15 protein-coding genes are annotated in these 16,159 nt (G+C 66.7%); 10 read left to right on the top strand and 5 right to left on the bottom strand.

Annotated elements, in window-relative coordinates; genetic code table 11:
• The first annotated feature begins 19 nt into the window (after positions 1-19).
• Positions 20-1,228 carry a CaiB/BaiF CoA transferase family protein gene (locus tag EIP75_RS15390; protein ID WP_125244165.1) on the top strand — a complete coding sequence of 403 codons (1,209 nt, stop codon included), beginning with the start codon at positions 20-22 and terminating at the stop codon, positions 1,226-1,228.
• On the opposite strand, the gene EIP75_RS15385 is transcribed toward EIP75_RS15390, so the two are convergent.
• Complete coding sequence (locus EIP75_RS15385; protein WP_125244164.1) at positions 1,215-2,006, bottom strand: helix-turn-helix domain-containing protein; 792 nt, start codon at positions 2,004-2,006, stop codon at positions 1,215-1,217. The genes EIP75_RS15390 and EIP75_RS15385 overlap by 14 nt on opposite strands.
• Before the next feature lie 125 nt (positions 2,007-2,131).
• Between EIP75_RS15385 and EIP75_RS15380 the strand changes: the two genes are divergently transcribed.
• From EIP75_RS15380 to EIP75_RS15355, 6 genes are all read left to right on the top strand, one after another.
• Positions 2,132-2,578: a YiaA/YiaB family inner membrane protein gene (locus tag EIP75_RS15380; protein ID WP_125244163.1), complete on the top strand. Its 447-nt coding sequence runs from the start codon at positions 2,132-2,134 to the stop codon at positions 2,576-2,578.
• 11 nt (positions 2,579-2,589) lie between these two features.
• Positions 2,590-3,036, top strand: coding sequence for a hypothetical protein (locus tag EIP75_RS15375; protein ID WP_233584895.1), 447 nt, complete (start codon positions 2,590-2,592; stop codon positions 3,034-3,036).
• A 12-nt stretch (positions 3,037-3,048) separates the two neighbouring features.
• The gene (locus tag EIP75_RS15370) at positions 3,049-3,840 is read left to right on the top strand and encodes a DUF2145 domain-containing protein (protein WP_233584894.1); all 792 of its coding nucleotides are present in this window, start codon (positions 3,049-3,051) and stop codon (positions 3,838-3,840) included.
• A 26-nt stretch (positions 3,841-3,866) separates the two neighbouring features.
• On the top strand, positions 3,867-5,852 hold the full coding sequence (locus EIP75_RS15365; protein WP_125244162.1) for an MFS transporter: 1,986 nt from the start codon (positions 3,867-3,869) through the stop codon (positions 5,850-5,852).
• 37 nt (positions 5,853-5,889) lie between these two features.
• Positions 5,890-7,203 carry an MFS transporter gene (locus tag EIP75_RS15360; protein WP_158622866.1) on the top strand — a complete coding sequence of 438 codons (1,314 nt, stop codon included), beginning with the start codon at positions 5,890-5,892 and terminating at the stop codon, positions 7,201-7,203.
• Between the two features lie 73 nt (positions 7,204-7,276).
• The gene (locus EIP75_RS15355) at positions 7,277-7,960 is read left to right on the top strand and encodes a CAAX prenyl protease-related protein (protein WP_199758606.1); all 684 of its coding nucleotides are present in this window, start codon (positions 7,277-7,279) and stop codon (positions 7,958-7,960) included.
• Positions 7,961-8,001: 41 nt separating this feature from the next.
• Here EIP75_RS15355 and tgt read toward each other — a convergent pair whose 3' ends face one another.
• Positions 8,002-9,141 (bottom strand): tRNA guanosine(34) transglycosylase Tgt, encoded by a 1,140-nt coding sequence (gene tgt, locus EIP75_RS15350; protein ID WP_125244160.1) that lies wholly within the window; start codon positions 9,139-9,141, stop codon positions 8,002-8,004.
• A gap of 49 nt (positions 9,142-9,190) precedes the next feature.
• Positions 9,191-10,255, bottom strand: a complete 1,065-nt coding sequence (queA, locus tag EIP75_RS15345; RefSeq protein ID WP_125244159.1) for a tRNA preQ1(34) S-adenosylmethionine ribosyltransferase-isomerase QueA — start codon at positions 10,253-10,255, stop codon at positions 9,191-9,193.
• A gap of 250 nt (positions 10,256-10,505) precedes the next feature.
• On the opposite strand from queA, the gene recG reads away from it, so the two are divergent.
• On the top strand, positions 10,506-12,557 hold the full coding sequence (gene recG / locus EIP75_RS15340; RefSeq protein ID WP_233584904.1) for an ATP-dependent DNA helicase RecG: 2,052 nt from the start codon (positions 10,506-10,508) through the stop codon (positions 12,555-12,557).
• Positions 12,558-12,591: 34 nt separating this feature from the next.
• Positions 12,592-13,515 carry a hydrogen peroxide-inducible genes activator gene (locus EIP75_RS15335; protein ID WP_125244157.1) on the top strand — a complete coding sequence of 308 codons (924 nt, stop codon included), beginning with the start codon at positions 12,592-12,594 and terminating at the stop codon, positions 13,513-13,515.
• Between the two features lie 10 nt (positions 13,516-13,525).
• Here EIP75_RS15335 and EIP75_RS15330 read toward each other — a convergent pair whose 3' ends face one another.
• Together EIP75_RS15330 and EIP75_RS15325 are read right to left on the bottom strand one after the other, a co-directional pair.
• Positions 13,526-14,383 (bottom strand): BPSS1780 family membrane protein, encoded by an 858-nt coding sequence (locus EIP75_RS15330; RefSeq protein ID WP_125244156.1) that lies wholly within the window; start codon positions 14,381-14,383, stop codon positions 13,526-13,528.
• Positions 14,380-15,354, bottom strand: coding sequence for a homoserine kinase (locus EIP75_RS15325; RefSeq protein WP_125244155.1), 975 nt, complete (start codon positions 15,352-15,354; stop codon positions 14,380-14,382). The genes EIP75_RS15330 and EIP75_RS15325 overlap by 4 nt, the downstream gene beginning before the upstream one ends.
• A gap of 135 nt (positions 15,355-15,489) precedes the next feature.
• On the opposite strand from EIP75_RS15325, the gene EIP75_RS15320 reads away from it, so the two are divergent.
• The gene (locus tag EIP75_RS15320) at positions 15,490-16,113 is read left to right on the top strand and encodes an outer membrane beta-barrel protein (protein ID WP_158622865.1); all 624 of its coding nucleotides are present in this window, start codon (positions 15,490-15,492) and stop codon (positions 16,111-16,113) included.
• Positions 16,114-16,159: the final 46 nt, after the last annotated feature.

Below are 16,159 nucleotides of genomic sequence, written 5' to 3'. Positions count from 1 at the left end.
GCTCTGTCTGCTGATTGCCATGTCGAACACTGCTGTCACGCCGGCCGGCGGCCCTCTGGCCGGCCTCAAAGTTCTCGAACTCGGCCAACTGATCGCCGGCCCCTTCGCCGGCAAGACCCTGGCCGATTTCGGGGCCGAGGTCATCAAGATCGAACCTCCGGCCGATGAAGCCGGGCAGGGCGGTGGCGACCCGCTGCGCCAATGGCGCATGCTGCACAACGGCCTGAGCGTGTGGTGGCAGGTTCAGAGCCGCAACAAGAAAAGCGTGGTGCTGGATCTGCGCTCACCTGAAGGCCGAGACACCGTGCGCCAGCTCATCGACGAAGCCGATGCGCTGATCGAGAACTTCAAGCCCGGCACCATGGAAAAGTGGGGCCTGGGCTATGACGAGCTCAGCCGCACCAACCCCGGCCTGATCATGCTGCGCATCAGCGGCTACGGACAGACAGGTCCCTACCGTGAGCGCCCTGGCTTTGCCGTCGTGGCCGAGGCCATGGGCGGCATGCGCTACCTCAACGCCGAACCGGGCCGCACGCCCGTGCGCGCCGGTGTCAGCCTGGGCGACACGCTGGCGGGCCTGCATGGGGTGATCGGCATCCTGATGGCCTTGCAGGCCCGGCACGCCAGCATCACCCCTGATGCGCCGCGGGGGCGCGGCCAGGTGGTGGATGTGGCCCTGTACGAGGCCGTCTTCAACTGCATGGAAAGCCTGTTGCCCGAGTTCAGTGCCTTCGGTGCCGTGCGTCAGCCAGCCGGATCGGCCTTGCCAGGCATCGCGCCCAGCAACGCCTACCCCTGTGCCGATGGCATGGTGGTGATCGGTGGCAATGGGGATTCGATCTTCAAGCGCCTGATGCAGGCCATCGGCCGCGCCGACATGGCGCAAGACCCAGACCTGGCCGCCAACCCGGGGCGGGTGGCCCGTGTGGCCGAGATCGACGAGGCCATCGGGGCATGGACCTCGGCGCGCCCCGTGGCCGAGGTGGTGGACACGCTCAACGCCGTCAGCGTGCCGGTGGGCCGCATCTACTCGGCCAAGGACATCGCCGAAGACCCGCACTACCGCGCCCGCGAGATGGTGCTGCCCGTGACCACGCACGATGGCCTCACGGTGGAGGTGCCTGGCATCATCCCCAAGCTGTCGCGCACACCGGGCGGCATCACGCGGCGCGGCCCCTTGTTGGGCGAGGACACCGACGAGGTGCTGGGCCGGCTCAAGAAGCCTTGAGGCTGTCTTTGGCGCGGGCCCCTGCATGGCCGTCCGGCCCGTCCCACTCGCGCCACAAGTCCACGAAGGCCTGGAACCACCAGGATCGCAGCCCCACCACCAGGGTATAGGGCTTGCGCTGCTTCATCGGCAGGCGCTGGTCCGACAGGTGCTGCAGCGAGAAATCTTCCGCCACGCGCTGCAGCCGTTCGGCAAAGGCCTTGCTGAGGCCGGGCCCCAGCGAGCCGTGCACCAACAGCAGCAGTTCGTCTTCCCCGTCGAAGCCCCCGGCAAAGTACTCGTCAACCACCTGCTCGCGGAAGAACTGCATCACCGGACCATGAGGCCGCCAGCGGAAGGTCTTGCTGACATTGAGGCGGTAGCGGTTCAGGGGCCGCAGCTCGATGATGCCCAGTTTGTCCAGCCGGGTGAAGTAGCGGATGCATTCGGGTTCGCTGATCTCGTAGGTGGCCACGATCTGCTCGAAGGTCCATTGGCTCAGGCAGCAGATGGCCATCAGCAGCAACTTTCGGTCGGCCACCACGGCCTTTTCCTGCGCGAGGGTGAGCTCACGCCGCAACGGCTGCGCATCGGCCACGCGGCGCGCCAGCTCTGCGAAATCCAGCTTGAGTACGCGGCAGATCTCGTCGATGCGTGACAGGGGCATGTCGCCCTTGGCAAAGATGCGCTTGATGCTCGATTCGGCCATGCCCAGCCGTGTGGCCAGGTCGGCGTAGGTGAGGCCGCTGTGCTTCAGCTCGGCCTTGAGTGCGGTGACGAGGTCCAGGCTGGTGCCCATGGAGGTGCCTTGAAGTATCGAAAAATGATACTTCAAAGCGCAAGTTGATCAACTTCGTATTGTCTCGTTGACCCTGATGGGGCGTCTTCACACAATGCGCCCATGTTCAACAGCCGAGGCACCACATGACGCCCAGCCCAGTTCTCCGTGACACCTCCGCCTGGAAAGCCCAGGTGTGGATCTCTTTCTCCATCGCCGCCTGCCTGTGCGGCACAGGCCTGGCCTGGCTGCCGGTCACGCCGCTGGAGCAGGCGTTCATGGTGATGGGCTATGTGTTCTGCCTGTCGGCGGTATTCGTGCTGTCCAAGTTCGTGCGCGACAAGGCGGCGCGCCTGGATGAAACGCCGATGTGGTCGCTGGTGGTGTGGAGCGGCTTCGGCATGGCCGTGGCCCTGACGGGGTGGGGCCTGTGGCAGATGTCGGTGGCGCCGGCCTACAAGGCCTACCTGATGGTGTGCTGGCTGTTCCTGATCTCGTCGGCCTTCACGCTCGCCAAGATGCTGCGCGACGCCCACGATGTCCGCCGTGCCGAGCGCATGCCGGTGCCAGAGCGTTTGTCGGCCCAACAATGAAGGAGAAACCCATGAGCGAGCGAGTGATGAATCGCGGCTTTTGGGGCCTGCAGCGTGCCAGTGGTGCGTTCTGTCTGGCCTTGGCCGTGGCACTGGCGCCGATCCGGGCCCAGGCCGATGCGCCGTCTGAAGCGAGTGCGCTCTCGGCCGTGCCGGTGGCCGTGTCCGTGGTTGCGCCTTCCATGGTGCTGTCGGCCGGCGTGGTGCTCACCGTGGTGGCGGTGGAAACCTTGGCCGAAGGCACGGTGTGGGTGCTGCAACGCGCCAGTGACGGCGCCCGCGTGGTGATCAAGGTGCTAGGCAAGGCGGCTGGCGCGGCATCCGTGGCTGCAGGCACGGTGGTGACCGTCAGCGCGGTGGGCGCAGGGGTGGTGCTCTCGGCCGCCGGCCAGGTGCTGGCCTTCGTGCCCAACACCCTGGGCAAGGCGCTGCTGCACCATGAACGCGTGATCGACTGAAGGCGGCGCATCATGATCCATTCGACATGGCTGCGCCGCTCGTTGGCCGCGGGCTTGCTGGCCTCCGCCCTTGGGATGCCCGCCTGGGCCGGGCGCCCCTGTGAGACCACCCCGCCCACGGTCGCGTCCATCACGCTGGGCCTGGGCCTGGCCGAGCGCACCCTGCAGGCCCTCGATGCCACGGGCGCCACCGTGGTGGCCCTGGCCAGGGCGGGGCAGGACCTGGGCCAGTACCGCATCCGCTACTCGCACATGGGCTGGGCCTACAAGGACGGCGGCACCTGGCGCGTGCTGCACAAGCTCAACCAGTGCGGCACCGACCGCTCAGCCATCTACCGAGAGGGCCTGGGCGATTTCTTCCTGGATGCGCCGCACGAGTACGTGGCCGCCATGGTGGTGCCTCGGCCCGAGGTGCAGGCGCGCCTGCTGCCGCGGCTGAAGGGAGCGGTGCTCACCGTGCCCCTTCACACCCGGCGATACAGCATGCTGGCCTACCCGTGGGCCCAGCGTTACCAGCAGAGCAACCTGTGGACCATCGAAGTGCTGGCTGCCAGCATGGATGCGAGCGTGGTCGACCGGGGTGGGGCGCAGCGCTGGTTGCAGCAAGCCGGCTATCAGCCCGCCGAGATCCACCTGTCGGCGTTGAAGCGGCTGGGCGGGCGCATGACCCGGGCCAATGTCAGCTTCGACGACCACCCGCCCGAGCTCCGTTTCACGGGGCGTATCCGCACCGTCACCGTCGACTCGGTGTTCGCGTGGTTGCAACGATCGGCACTGGGTGGAGAAACCTTGGTGATTCGATGAAGGGAAGGGCGGGGTTTTGGTGTTCAATGCAGGTCCATGGCCCACAGGAGAGGAACCATTCCGTGAGTGAAGCAGCAAGCACGCCTTATCCGGCCCCTGATGCCGCAGCCAACCCGCCGCCCGGCAACCAGTTCGCCCTGCTGGGCCAGCGGCGCTTCGGCCCCTTCTTCTGGACCCAGTTCCTGGGCGCGGGCAACGACAACCTGTTCAAGTTCGCCTTCACGGTGCTGGTGACCTACCAGTTGCACGTGTCGTGGCTGGAGCCCAAGATGGCCGGCCTGGTGATCGGAGCGCTGTTCATCCTGCCGTTTCTGCTGTTCTCGGCCACGGCGGGCCAATGGGCCGACAAGTACGACAAGGCCCGCATCATGCGGTCCATCAAGCTGCTGGAGGTGGCCATCATGGGGCTGGCCGCCTGGGGCTTCCTGACGCAGAACGTGGTCACGTTGCTGTGCTGTGTGGCCCTGATGGGTCTGCACTCCACCTTCTTCGGCCCCGTCAAGTACGCCTACCTGCCGCAGCACCTCAGCCCGCGCGAGCTGACCGGGGGCAACGGCATGGTCGAGATGGGCACCTTCGTGTCCATCCTGCTGGGCAACGTGGGTGGGGGCCTGATCATGGGCCTGGGTGCACCCGGCGCCAAGTGGGCGGCCCTGGCCTGCGTGAGCGTGGCGGTGCTGGGCTGGCTGGTGTCGCTGCGCATCCCTGATTCGCCCTCGTCCGAGCCCGGCCTGCGCCTGAACTGGAACCCCGTCACTGAAACCTGGCGCAACCTCAAGCTGGCCAGCGAGTACCCCAGCGTGTTCCGTTCGCTGCTGGGCATCTCGTGGATGTGGTTCTTCGGCGCGGTGTTCCTGTCGCAGTTCCCATCCTTCGCGCGCGATGTGCTGGGGGGCGATGCGCATGTGGCCTCGCTGCTGTTGGTGGTGTTCTCCATCGGCATCGCGATCGGGTCGCTGCTGTGCGAGACCTTGTCGCACCGCAGCGTGGAGATCGGCCTGGTGCCCATCGGCGCCGTGGGCATGAGCGTGTTCGCGCTGGATCTGTACTTCGCCAGCCGCGGGCTGTCGCATGCTGGCGTGGCAACGCTGTACACCGTGTCCGAGTTCATCCATCAGCCGGCGCACTGGCGCGTGATGGCCGATCTGGCCCTGCTGGCCTTCAGTGCCGGACTGTACAGCGTGCCCATGTACGCGCTGATCCAGTTGCGTGCCCGGCCCAGCCACCGTGCCCGCATCATCGCAGCCAACAACATCCTCAACGCGCTGTTCATGATCGTGAGTGCCCTGGCCGCGGGTGCCATGCTGGGCGCGGGTTTCACGATCCCGCAGGTGTTCGGTGCCACGGCCTTGCTCAACGTGGTCGTGGTGGGTTATGTGTTCTGGCTGATGCCCGAGTACATCATCCGCCTGGTGATGCTGGTGGTGACGCGTTTCGTGTACCGCCTGCGCGTGCGTGGCGATGAGCACCTGCCCACCGATGGCGCTGCCATCTTGGTGTGCAACCACGTCAGCTTCGTCGATGCCGTGATCCTGGGAGTCATCAGCCCGCGGCCCATGGTGTTCCTGATGGACCACCGCATCTTCAAGAACCCGGCCCTGGGCTGGTTCTTCCGGCTGTGCAAGGCCATTCCCATCGCGCCGCAGAAGGAAGACCCCGAGGCCTACGAGCAGGCCTTCGTGCGGGCGCGCGAGGTGCTGGCCAACGGTGATCTGCTGTGCCTGTTCCCGGAAGGCGCCATCACCAGGGATGGCCAGCTGCAACCCTTCAAGGGCGGCATCATGAAGATCATCGAAGGCCACGATCAGGTGCCGGTGATCCCATCGGCGCTGCACAACCTGTGGGGCTCGTACTTCTCACGCATCGACGGTGCGGCCATGTCGCGTCCTTTCCGGCGCGGCATCCTCAACCATGTCGGCCTGGTGGTGGGAGCGCCCATCGCCGCGTCGGATGTGACGCCTGAACGTTTGCAGGACGAAGTGCGCAAGCTGCTGGCCGAGCCGGCGCCATGAGCGTGCCTGGCCACTCCCAAGCGCGAAGGCGCCTCCAGTGAATGAGCAGGCGCCGCACCAGTTCCATCTGCTGGGTGAGCGCCGCTACGCGCCTTTTTTCTGGGCGGTGTTTCTCGGGTCGGTCAACGACAACCTGCTGAAGTTCGCGGTCACGCTGCTGCTGGTCTACCAGGCGGGCAGCACCGCACAACCCGCCTGGCTCACGGCCGGTGTGGTGGGACCACTCACCGGCGCCTTGTTCATCATCCCGTCGCTGCTGATGTCGGCCATGGTCGGGCGTCTGGCCGATCGCCTGCCCCTGGACCGGCTGATCCGCTGGGGCAAGGCGCTGGAGGTGCTGATGATGGTGCTGGCCGCGGGCGCATGGCTGGCCGGGCATGCCTGGGGCCTGCTGGGCTGCCTGGTGCTGTCGGGCATGCACGTGACCTGGTTCTCCACCTTGAAGTACGCCTATGTGCCGCAGCACCTGGGCCCGCAAGAGCTGCTGGGCGGCAACGGGCTGCTGGAGATGGGGCTGTTCATGGCCATCCTGCTGGGCACCTTGGCCGGCGGTGCGCTGATGTCGTCCGGCGATGCGCTGCCCTGGCTGCCGGCCGGGCTGTTGGTCCTGGCGCTGGCGGGTTGGGCCTTGTCGCTTCAGGTACCGCCGACGCCGGTGGCACAGGCGTCCATGGCCGCAGTGAATGAGACGGGGTTGTGGCGCTCGCTGGCCCCGCACGGCTCAGGCCCCGGGCCGTGGATGCCGGTGCTGGGCATCTCGTGGATGTGGTTCTTCGGGGCCACCTGCCTGACGCTGTTCCCGGTGGTGACCCATGGGGTGCTGCAGGCCGACCCCTCGGTGGCCTCGCTGCTGCTGGTGCTCACCTCGGTGGGCATCGGCCTGGGGGCGCTGAGTTGCGAGCGCCTGGCGCGCCTCTTGCGCACGCCTGGGGCGCTGGTGGCGCTGGGCGCCATCGGCATGGCGGTGTTCGGTGCCGATCTGGCCTGGAGCCTGGATCAGATCGCTTCTCGGGGCGCCGGTCCCCATCGCCTGAGCGTTCTCGCCTTTCTGGCCGATACCGGCCATGCCCGATTGATGATCGATCTGGTCGCCATGGCCTGCAGCCTGGGCTGGTTCAGCGTGCCGCTGTACGCCCAGATGCAGGGCCGGGCCGCGCCCACGCACCGGGCGAGGGTGGTGGCGGCCAACAACATCCTCAATGCCGGCTTCATCCTGGCGTCGTCGGCCCTGGTCTGGGGGCTGGATGCGGTGGGCCTGGGGGCGGCTGCCACCTTGGCGACGGTGGTGGGGCTGCACACCACGGTGATGCTGCTGGTCTGGCTGTCCGGGGCAGGGCAGCGTTCCGCTTGACGCCGGCCTGATCCCTGAAGCTGGGGGGCACCCCGCACATGGCCGTCGCCGGCCGCATGGTAGAAAGCCGCTCATGGAACGCTTCATGACCCCGGCCACGCTGGCCCGCTGCCTGCCCTTCTTCCTGTTCATGGCCCTGCTGATGCTGCGTGGCGCTTTGCCCACGGACGGCAGCTCACCCATTGATCCGCGCTGGGTCTACGGCATCACCGTGCTGGTGGTGGGCGCCTCGCTGGCCTTCTTCTGGCGTCAGTACGCCGAGCTGCACAAGGGCACGGGGCTGACGCTGTCGGAGCTGGCCCTGTCGATCGTGGTGGGCGTGGTGGTGTTCGCCCTGTGGATCAACCTGGACCACCCCTGGCTGATGATGAGCACCGATGACAAGGTGAACTTCAAGCCGGTCGATGGCAACGGCGATTTGATGTGGCCGCTGATCGTGGTGCGCTGGATCGGCGCCGCCTTGCTGGTGCCGGTGATGGAAGAGTTGTTCTGGCGCTCGTTCCTGATGCGCTGGATCGACAAGCCCGAGTTCGAGACGGTCGATCCGAAGACGGTCACGCTCAAGGCCATCGTGCTGTCCACGGGCGTGTTCATGCTGGTGCACACGCTGTGGTTCGCCGCCATCCTGGCGGGCCTGGCCTACGCCTGGCTGTACCGCCGCACGGGCAAGCTGTGGGCGCCCATCGTGGCGCACGCCGTCACCAATGGCGTGCTGGGCATCTGGGTGGTGCTGCTGGGCAACTGGGATTTCTGGTGACCATGCAGGGGTTGGGCCGGCTTTGACGCCAGGCCCGGGCCTCACACCCCGCGTGCGCGGTCTGCGGCGAACTGCTGGCGGAACTCGCCGAAGCGGCCTTCGTCCAGCGACTGGCGCACCTCGGTCATCAGGTTCAGGTAGTAGTGCAGGTTGTGCACGGTGGTCAGCATCGGGCCCAGCATCTCGCCGCAGCGGTCCAGGTGGTGCAGGTAGGCACGGCTGAAGTGGGAACAGGTGTAGCAGCTGCAGGTCTCGTCGATGGGGCGCTCGTCCGTCTTGTTGCGGGCGTTGCGCAGGCGCAGGTCACCGAAGCGGGTGAACAAGTGGCCGTTGCGCGCATTGCGGGTGGGCATCACGCAGTCGAACATGTCCACGCCTGCGGCCACGCCAGCCACCAGGTCTTCGGGCGTGCCCACGCCCATCAGGTAGCGCGGCTTGTGGGCCGGCAGCTTGGGGCTGATGAAGTCCATCACGCGCATCATCTCGTCCTTGGGCTCGCCCACGCTCACGCCGCCGATGGCGTAGCCGGGCAGGTCCAGCTCGACCAGGCCGGCCAATGACTCTTCACGCAGGTGCTCGAACATGCCGCCCTGCACGATGCCGAACAGCGCGTTCGGGTTCTGCAGCTTGGTGAACTCGGTGATGCAGCGCCTGGCCCAGCGCAGGCTGAGCTCCATCGACTGGCGCGCTTCCTTTTCGGTGGTGATGTGGCCGAGCGACTTGTCGCCCTTCCAGTAGGGTGTGCATTCGTCGAACTGCATGACGATGTCCGAGTTCAGAATGGTCTGGATCTGCATGCTGATCTCGGGTGTGAGGAACAGCTTGTCGCCATTGACGGGCGAGGCGAAGCGCACGCCTTCCTCGCTGATCTTGCGCATGTCACCCAGCGACCACACCTGGAAGCCGCCCGAGTCCGTCAGGATCGGCTTGTTCCAGGCCTCGAACTTGTGCAGGCCGCCGAACTGCTGCATCACGTCCAGCCCCGGGCGCATCCACAAGTGGAAGGTGTTGCCCAGGATGATCTGCGCGCCCATTTCTTCCAGCGACCGCGGCATCACGCCCTTGACGGTGCCGTACGTGCCCACGGGCATGAAGATGGGGGTCTCGACCACGCCGTGGTTCAGCGTGAGGCGGCCGCGGCGGGCGTGGCCTTCGGTCTTGAGCAGGTCGAATGTGAGCATGGCGGGTGTTTCTCTCGGGAGTCGTCAGGTGCTGCGTGGGGCAGGGCGCTCAGCGTGCGGTGCGCTGGATCAGCATGGCATCGCCATAGCTGAAGAAGCGGTAGCGCTGCTCGATGGCATGGCGGTAAAGCGCCTGGATGTGCTCGTAGCCGGCCAGCGCGCTGACCAGCATCAGCAAGGTGCTCTTGGGCAGGTGGAAGTTGGTGATCAGCACATCCACCACCTTGAGGTCGAACCCAGGGGTGATGAAGATGTCGGTGTCGCGGCTGCCGGCCCGCAGGATGTGGCCAGGCGAGGCGTTGAGCGCGGCTGATTCCAGTGCGCGCAGCGTGGTCGTGCCGACCGAGACGATGCGCCCGCCGGCAGCGCGGGTGCGCTCGATGGCCTGGGCGGTGGCCTCGGGCACCTCGAACCACTCGCTGTGCATCTTGTGCTCGGCCAGGTTGTCGGTGCGCACGGGCTGGAAGGTGCCGGCGCCCACGTGCAAGGTCACCTCGGCGCGCTGGATGCCGCGCTCGGCCAGCGCCTGCAGCAAGGCCTCGTCGAAGTGCAGGGCGGCGGTGGGGGCCGCCACGGCACCGGGCTTGCGGGCGAACACGGTCTGGTAGCGTCGCTCGTCCTCGGCCGTGTCTTCATGCGTGATGTAGGGCGGCAGGGGCACATGCCCGTGCGCGTCCAGCAGTGGCAGGGGATCAGAAGGAAAGCGCAGGTGGAACAGGCCGTCATCAGGGCCGCCGCGCCCCAGCACCTCGGCATCGAAAGCATCGGCGAAGCGCACGGTGGCACCGGGCTTGGGCGACTTGCTGGCGCGCAGGTGGGCCAGTACTTCGTGGCCAGGCAGCACGCGCTCCACCAGCGCCTCGACCGCGCCACCGGTGGCCTTGGCGCCGAACAGGCGGGCCTTGATGACACGGGTGTTGTTGAAGACGAGCAGATCCCCGGCGCGCAGCAGCGAGGGCAGATCCTTGAAGATGCGGTCGGTGGGGGTGGGCCCCAGGCCATCGAGCAGGCGGGAGGCGGTGCGCTCGGTGGCGGGAGCCTGGGCGATCAACTCCTCGGGCAGGTGGAAATCGAAATCGCCGAGGGTGAAGGTGCGCGGGGCAGGAGAGGTCATGCGGATTGAGGGGCGGACGGGCCCCGTGCCAATGCCGAGAAAACGGCTGAAGAGCAATGCACAGGGCGCAGGAGGCGCACTGGCGCGAAACGCGTATTGTCGCTCATTGGGCACGCCCTGAGGGGTGGGCAGTCACCGCATCGCGGAAAGCCTCGGGCGCGGCGGGGCACAATGCCCGCATCGCCCTGATTTCGTTCCCGCCCGCGTGCCCGACAAGAGCCCTTCCACGCTGTCCATCCCTGCCAAGGCCATGCTCAAGCTGGGCCTGGAGCGCGACATCGACCTGGCCCTGCACCTGCCGCTGCGCTACGAGGACGAGACCCGCCTGACCCGGGTGATGGACCTGCGCGATGGCGACACCGCCCAGGTCGAGGGCATCGTGCGCGAATGCCGGGTGGACCTGCGCCAGCGCCGCCAGCTCATCGTCAAGTTGGATGACCATGGCGCGGTGCTCTTGCTGCGCTTCATCAACTTTTACGCCTCGCAGCAGAAGGCCTGGGCGCCTGGCGTGCGCCTGCGGGTGCGGGGCGAGGCGCGCCATGGCTTCTTCGGCCGGGAAATGGTGCACCCCACCGTGAAGGTGGTGCAAGAGGACACCCCTCTGGCGGCATCGCTCACGCCGGTCTACCCCACCACGGCCGGCCTGCCCCAGGCCTACCTGCGCAAGGCCGTGGCCGCCGGCCTGGCCCGCGCACCGCTGTTCGAGGTGCTGCCTCCTGAGGTCGTGCCGCCTGGGTGGCCCAGCCTGCGCGAATCGCTGCGCTTTCTGCACCACCCCAGCCCGGAGGTGTCCACGTTCACGCTGGAAGACCACAGCCACCCCGCCTGGATGCGCCTGAAGTTCGAAGAGCTGGTGGCCCAGCAGGTATCGCAGCGGCAGGCCCGCATGGAGCGGGCGCACTTGAAGGCGCCGGCCCTGGTCGGCCAGCCGGGCGGCTTGCACGAGCGCCTGCTGGCCGTGCTGCCCTTCCAGCTGACAACGGCGCAGCGCCGTGTCACCGAAGAGATCGCGGCCGACATCGCCCGCCCCATGCCCATGCACCGCCTGCTGCAGGGCGACGTGGGCTCGGGCAAGACCGTGGTGGCCGCGCTCGCCGCCGCCGTGGCCATTGATGCAGGCTGGCAGTGCGCCCTGATGGCCCCCACCGAGATCCTGGCCGAGCAGCACCTGCGCAAGCTGGTGAGCTGGCTGGAGCCCCTGGGCATCACCGTGGCCTGGCTGACGGGCAGCCTCAAGAGCAAGGCCAAGCGCGAGCAACTGGCCCTGGTGGCCAGTGGTCAGGCCCAGCTGGTGGTGGGTACCCACGCCGTCATCCAGGATCAGGTGGAATTTGCGCGCCTCGGGCTGGCCTTGATCGACGAGCAGCACCGTTTCGGCGTGGCGCAGCGCCTGCAACTGCGCCGCAAGCTGGAAGACCAGGCCCTGGAGCCCCACCTCCTGATGATGAGCGCCACGCCCATCCCGCGCACCCTGGCCATGACCTACCTGGCCGACCTGGACGTGAGCACCATCGACGAGTTGCCGCCCGGCCGCACGCCCATCGTCACCAAGGTCTTCAGCGACAACCGCCGCGAAGAAGTCATCGAGCGCATCCGCGAGGAGGCCGAGCGGGGCCGGCAGGTCTACTGGGTCTGCCCCCTGATCGACGAGACACAGGAATCCGATGAAGCCGCCGACACGCGCGCGGGCCGCGAGACACAGCGCCGCCCGCCACTGGACCTGAGCAATGTCACCCAGACGCACGAAGAGCTCAGCGGTGCGCTGGCGGGCCAGGGCGTGGGCCTGCTGCATGGCCGCCTGCCCGCGGCCGAGAAGGCCGAGGTGATGGCCAGGTTCTCGGCGGGCGAGCTGAAGGTGCTGGTGGCCACCACGGTGATCGAGGTGGGCGTGGACGTGCCCAACGCCAGCCTGATGGTGATCGAGCACGCCGAGCGTTTCGGCCTGAGCCAGTTGCACCAGTTGCGCGGCCGGGTGGGGCGTGGCTCGGTGGCCAGCGTGTGCGTGCTGCTGTACAGCGCACCGCTGTCCGACCAGGGCAAGGCGCGCCTGAAGGCCATGGCCGAGACCACCGACGGTTTCGAGATCGCTCGCCGTGATCTGGACATCCGCGGCCCGGGCGAGTTCATGGGCTCGCGCCAGTCGGGTGCCGCCTTGCTGCGCTTCGCTGATTTCGGGCAGGACGAAGATTTGGTGCACCAGGCGGGCGAGGCCGCCCAGGTGATGCTGGAGCGCCACCCGCATGCCGCACAAGAGCACGTGCGCCGCTGGCTGGGCGGCAAGGCCGAATACCTCAAGGCCTGAAGCACGCTCGCCGGCGGCGTCGTAAGATCACGCCATGACCTTGACCGAACTCCGATACATCGTGGCCGTCGCGCGTGAAAAGCACTTCGGCCGCGCCGCCGAGGCGTGCTTCGTCTCGCAGCCCACACTCTCGGTGGCCGTCAAGAAGCTGGAAGACGAGCTCGATGTGAAGCTCTTCGAGCGGGGCAGCAGCGAGATCACCGTGACGCCCCTGGGCGAGGAGATCGTGCGCCAGGCGCAGGCCGTGCTGGAGCAGGCCCATTCGATCAAGGAAATCGCCAAGCGCGGCAAGGACCCGTTGGCCGGCCCCTTGCGCCTGGGTGTGATCTACACCATCGGTCCCTATCTGCTGCCGGAGTTGGTGCGCAATGCCATCGACCAGGTGCCGCAGATGCCGCTGATGCTGCAGGAGAATTTCACTGCGCGCCTGCTGGAAATGCTGCGCGCTGGCGAGCTCGATTGCGCCATCCTGGCCGAGCCTTTCACCGATGCCGGCCTGGCCATGGCGCCGCTGTACGAAGAGCCCTTCATGGTGGCGCTGCCGCGCAGCCACCCGCTGGCCCAGCGTGAACGCATCAGCGCCGAAGAGCTCAAGCAGGAGACCATGCTGCTGCTGGGCACTGGCCACTGCTTCCGTGACCATGTGCTCGAGGTGTGCCCCGAGTATGCGCGGTTCTCCAGCAACGCCGAGGGCATCCGCAAGAGCTTCGAGGGATCGTCACTGGAGACCATCAAGCACATGGTGGCCTCGGGCATGGGGGTCACCGTGGTGCCGCGCCTGAGTGTGCCGGCCGACATCAACCCGCATCTCGCCTATGTGCCCTTCGAAGAGCCGGTGCCCTCACGCAGGGTGGTGCTGGCCTGGCGTCGCAGCTTCACGCGCTACGAGGCCATTGCGGCCTTGCGCAACGCCATCTATGCCTGCAAGCTGGACGGCGTGACGCGCTTGTCCGACTGACCCTGGTCGGTCACTCCGGCAGGTCGTCCTGTCGGTCCCTGCCCTGGTCCCTGGCTTCGGGCGGCAGCGGGGGGCCTGGCTCTTCGTCGTCGACCGATGCCGTGCCGCGGCCTTCGAAGCAATCCACCACCGAAAAATACAGCGAGGCGTAGAAGGCCGCCAGCACCCACAGGCTGGCCATCACGGCCGTCACCGTCATCAGGGTGGGCGAGGGGATCACCAGGCTGAGCACCTGCACGGCCGCGCCCACAGCCACCTGCAGTGCCACCCAGCAGGCGCCATACACGGCGAAGGCCAGCAGGTTGCGCCAGCTGGCCACCGCGCTGAAGAACAAGGCCTTGCGCACCGGCACGCGTCCCCAGAACACCAAGGCCGGGGTGTGCCAGAACGCCAGCGACACCGGCAGGGCCAAGGCCACCCACCACAGCATGCTGTTGAGCACCACCGGGTTGTCCAGCGGGCTGTCTGGTGGTTTGATGTCGCCCAGCGCATCGCTGAGCGCCGAGGGGCCCGGGCCCAGCATCAGGCCCAGCGACACCACCACGAACAGGGACAGGGCATACAAGCCGCCCAGCCTGAGCCAGCGCTTGCGTGATTCGGCATCCTTGAGCAGTTCACCGAACAGCAGCGGGCTGATGCGGCGATCGGACAGCACGCGGCGCGAGGCGAGCATGAAGGCCATCCAGACCATGGGCATCGCGCCCACGACGACCACGGCCCCGATCAGCGGCACGGCCGACAGCAGCACTGTGGCGGTGACCACCAGGCCCAGCAGGCTCAGGAAGCCCCATGGCTGGCGCGCGCACACGGCGATGCCGCTCTTGACCCATTGGAAGCCCTGGGAGGCGGGCACGACACGCAGCTTCATGCGCCTGTTACCTCGCTGCGCTGGTAATGCCAGGGCCGTTCACGGCGCTGCACCAGCACGCGTTCGAAATGGGTCGGGTCATGGGGTTGCAGCATGGCGGCATCACGGGGCAGGTGGAAATCCCAGAGGCGGGAGGTCCAGAAACGCAGGGCGGCGCCCCGCAGCACATCGGGCAGCAGGGCGATCTCGTCGGGGCTCAGCGCACGCTGGTGGTCGTAGGCGGCGACGAAGGCCTGGGCGCGGGCTTCATCCAGCGTGCCGGTGGCCAGGTCGATGCACCAATCGTTCAGGCACACAGCGATGTCGAACACGAAAGTGTCGCAGCCCGCGAAGTAGAAGTCGAAGAAGCCCGCGAGCCGTGGGCCATCGAACATCACGTTGTCGCGGAACAGATCGGCGTGGATCGGGCCTTGCGGCAGGGCCTGAAACGCGGGACGCTTTGCCAGGGCCTGCTGGAAAGCCAGCTCATCGGCGATCAAGGCCTGTTGGTCTGAGTCCATGTAGGGCTGCACCACGGGCACCGTGTCGGTCCACCACGGCAGACCGCGCAGGTTGGGCTGCTGACCGGGGTAGCTCTGGCCGGCCAGGTGCATGCGGGCCAGCATGGCGCCCACCTGTTCGCAATCCCCCACACCGGGGGCCAGTTGGTTGCGTCCAGGCAACCGTGTCACCACCGAGGCCGGTTTGCCGTTGAGCTGGTGAAGGATCTCGCCTTGCGCATCAGGTTGCGGGGCCGGCACGGGAATGCCGCGCTCGGCCAGGTGCCGCATGAGGTGCAGGTAGAAGGGCAGTTGCTCGAAGCTGAGGCGTTCGAACAGAGTGAGCACGAAGTCGCCTTGCCCTGTGGAGACAAAGTAATTGGTGTTCTCGATGCCCGAGGTAGCGCCCTGCAGCGAGTGCAGCGTGCCCAGGTTCAGGCGGGTCAAAAGCCCTTGGGCTTGATCGTGGGTGACTTCAGTGAAAACGGCCATGATTGAGCGTAAACCCTCAACAGATGCGGGTGTCCGAGGATGTGATTGTAGGTTTCGCTGTGGCAGACTTCTCGGCTTGATGGCCCATGTTCAATGGTGCCAGCGTGTTCTGAGTTCCGGCAGCCTTCCAACACCATGAAATTCCAAACCTCTCGAATCGCTCTTTCTGCCAAACGCGTGGTTTATACCGCCACTGCCCTGGCAGGTCTGATGGCTGCTGCCGGCGCACAGGCACAGTGGCTCAAGCCTGGTACGGTGTACGGCGCTGCCAACCTGGCGGTCCTGGAATCCGGCTATGAGTGTGATGGCGCCGTGGTCTGCGAGCATCCTCGTGCTGGCGGCAAGATCTTTGGCGGCTATCGCTTCACTCCCAATCTCGCGGCAGAAGTTTCCTATTTCTACCTGGGCAACTTCAAGGCTTCCGAGGGCCCGGGTACTTATGCACCCACAGACCCTGTCAGCACGAAGCTGCGCAATTCGGCCGTGTCGCTGGCCATCGATTGGTCCAACGAGGTCTTCCAGGTCATGACCACGCACGTGCGTTTCGGTCTGGCTGTCACGCGGACCAACGGGACCGTGGTCCTGGCGAACAACACCGTCGAACAGGTTAATCAGTACGCCACGAAGCCCTACCTGGGTCTGGGGCTGTCCTACCAATTCAACCCGTTCATCCGGTTCTATTCGGGCTACGACGTGCTGCGCAACAAGGACAACAACCACTTCCACGTGCTCTCGATGGGCGTGGGCATCGAAAACTGATTCTAAAAAAGTATTTTCAGACGTTAGGGAAACTCTGCAAAACCGG

Source organism: Aquabacterium soli (assembly GCF_003933735.1).
Classification (GTDB): domain Bacteria; phylum Pseudomonadota; class Gammaproteobacteria; order Burkholderiales; family Burkholderiaceae_C; genus Aquabacterium; species Aquabacterium soli.
The sequence above is the reverse complement of the archived record's forward strand: the minus strand, read 5'-3'. Positions and strand labels throughout refer to the sequence as shown.

Excerpts from the sequence above, each read along its gene's own strand:
- EIP75_RS15390 (WP_125244165.1), top strand. The coding sequence starts at position 20 with ATGTCGAACACTGCTGTCACGCCGGCCGGCGGCCCTCTGGCCGGCCTC.
- EIP75_RS15385 (WP_125244164.1), bottom strand. The coding sequence starts at position 2,006 with ATGGGCACCAGCCTGGACCTCGTCACCGCACTCAAGGCCGAGCTGAAG.
- EIP75_RS15380 (WP_125244163.1), top strand. The coding sequence starts at position 2,132 with ATGACGCCCAGCCCAGTTCTCCGTGACACCTCCGCCTGGAAAGCCCAG.
- EIP75_RS15375 (WP_233584895.1), top strand. The coding sequence starts at position 2,590 with ATGAGCGAGCGAGTGATGAATCGCGGCTTTTGGGGCCTGCAGCGTGCC.
- EIP75_RS15370 (WP_233584894.1), top strand. The coding sequence starts at position 3,049 with ATGATCCATTCGACATGGCTGCGCCGCTCGTTGGCCGCGGGCTTGCTG.
- EIP75_RS15365 (WP_125244162.1), top strand. The coding sequence starts at position 3,867 with ATGCAGGTCCATGGCCCACAGGAGAGGAACCATTCCGTGAGTGAAGCA.
- EIP75_RS15355 (WP_199758606.1), top strand. The coding sequence starts at position 7,277 with ATGGAACGCTTCATGACCCCGGCCACGCTGGCCCGCTGCCTGCCCTTC.
- tgt (WP_125244160.1), bottom strand. The coding sequence starts at position 9,141 with ATGCTCACATTCGACCTGCTCAAGACCGAAGGCCACGCCCGCCGCGGC.
- queA (WP_125244159.1), bottom strand. The coding sequence starts at position 10,255 with ATGACCTCTCCTGCCCCGCGCACCTTCACCCTCGGCGATTTCGATTTC.
- recG (WP_233584904.1), top strand. The coding sequence starts at position 10,506 with ATGCTCAAGCTGGGCCTGGAGCGCGACATCGACCTGGCCCTGCACCTG.
- EIP75_RS15335 (WP_125244157.1), top strand. The coding sequence starts at position 12,592 with ATGACCTTGACCGAACTCCGATACATCGTGGCCGTCGCGCGTGAAAAG.
- EIP75_RS15330 (WP_125244156.1), bottom strand. The coding sequence starts at position 14,383 with ATGAAGCTGCGTGTCGTGCCCGCCTCCCAGGGCTTCCAATGGGTCAAG.
- EIP75_RS15325 (WP_125244155.1), bottom strand. The coding sequence starts at position 15,354 with ATGGCCGTTTTCACTGAAGTCACCCACGATCAAGCCCAAGGGCTTTTG.
- EIP75_RS15320 (WP_158622865.1), top strand. The coding sequence starts at position 15,490 with ATGAAATTCCAAACCTCTCGAATCGCTCTTTCTGCCAAACGCGTGGTT.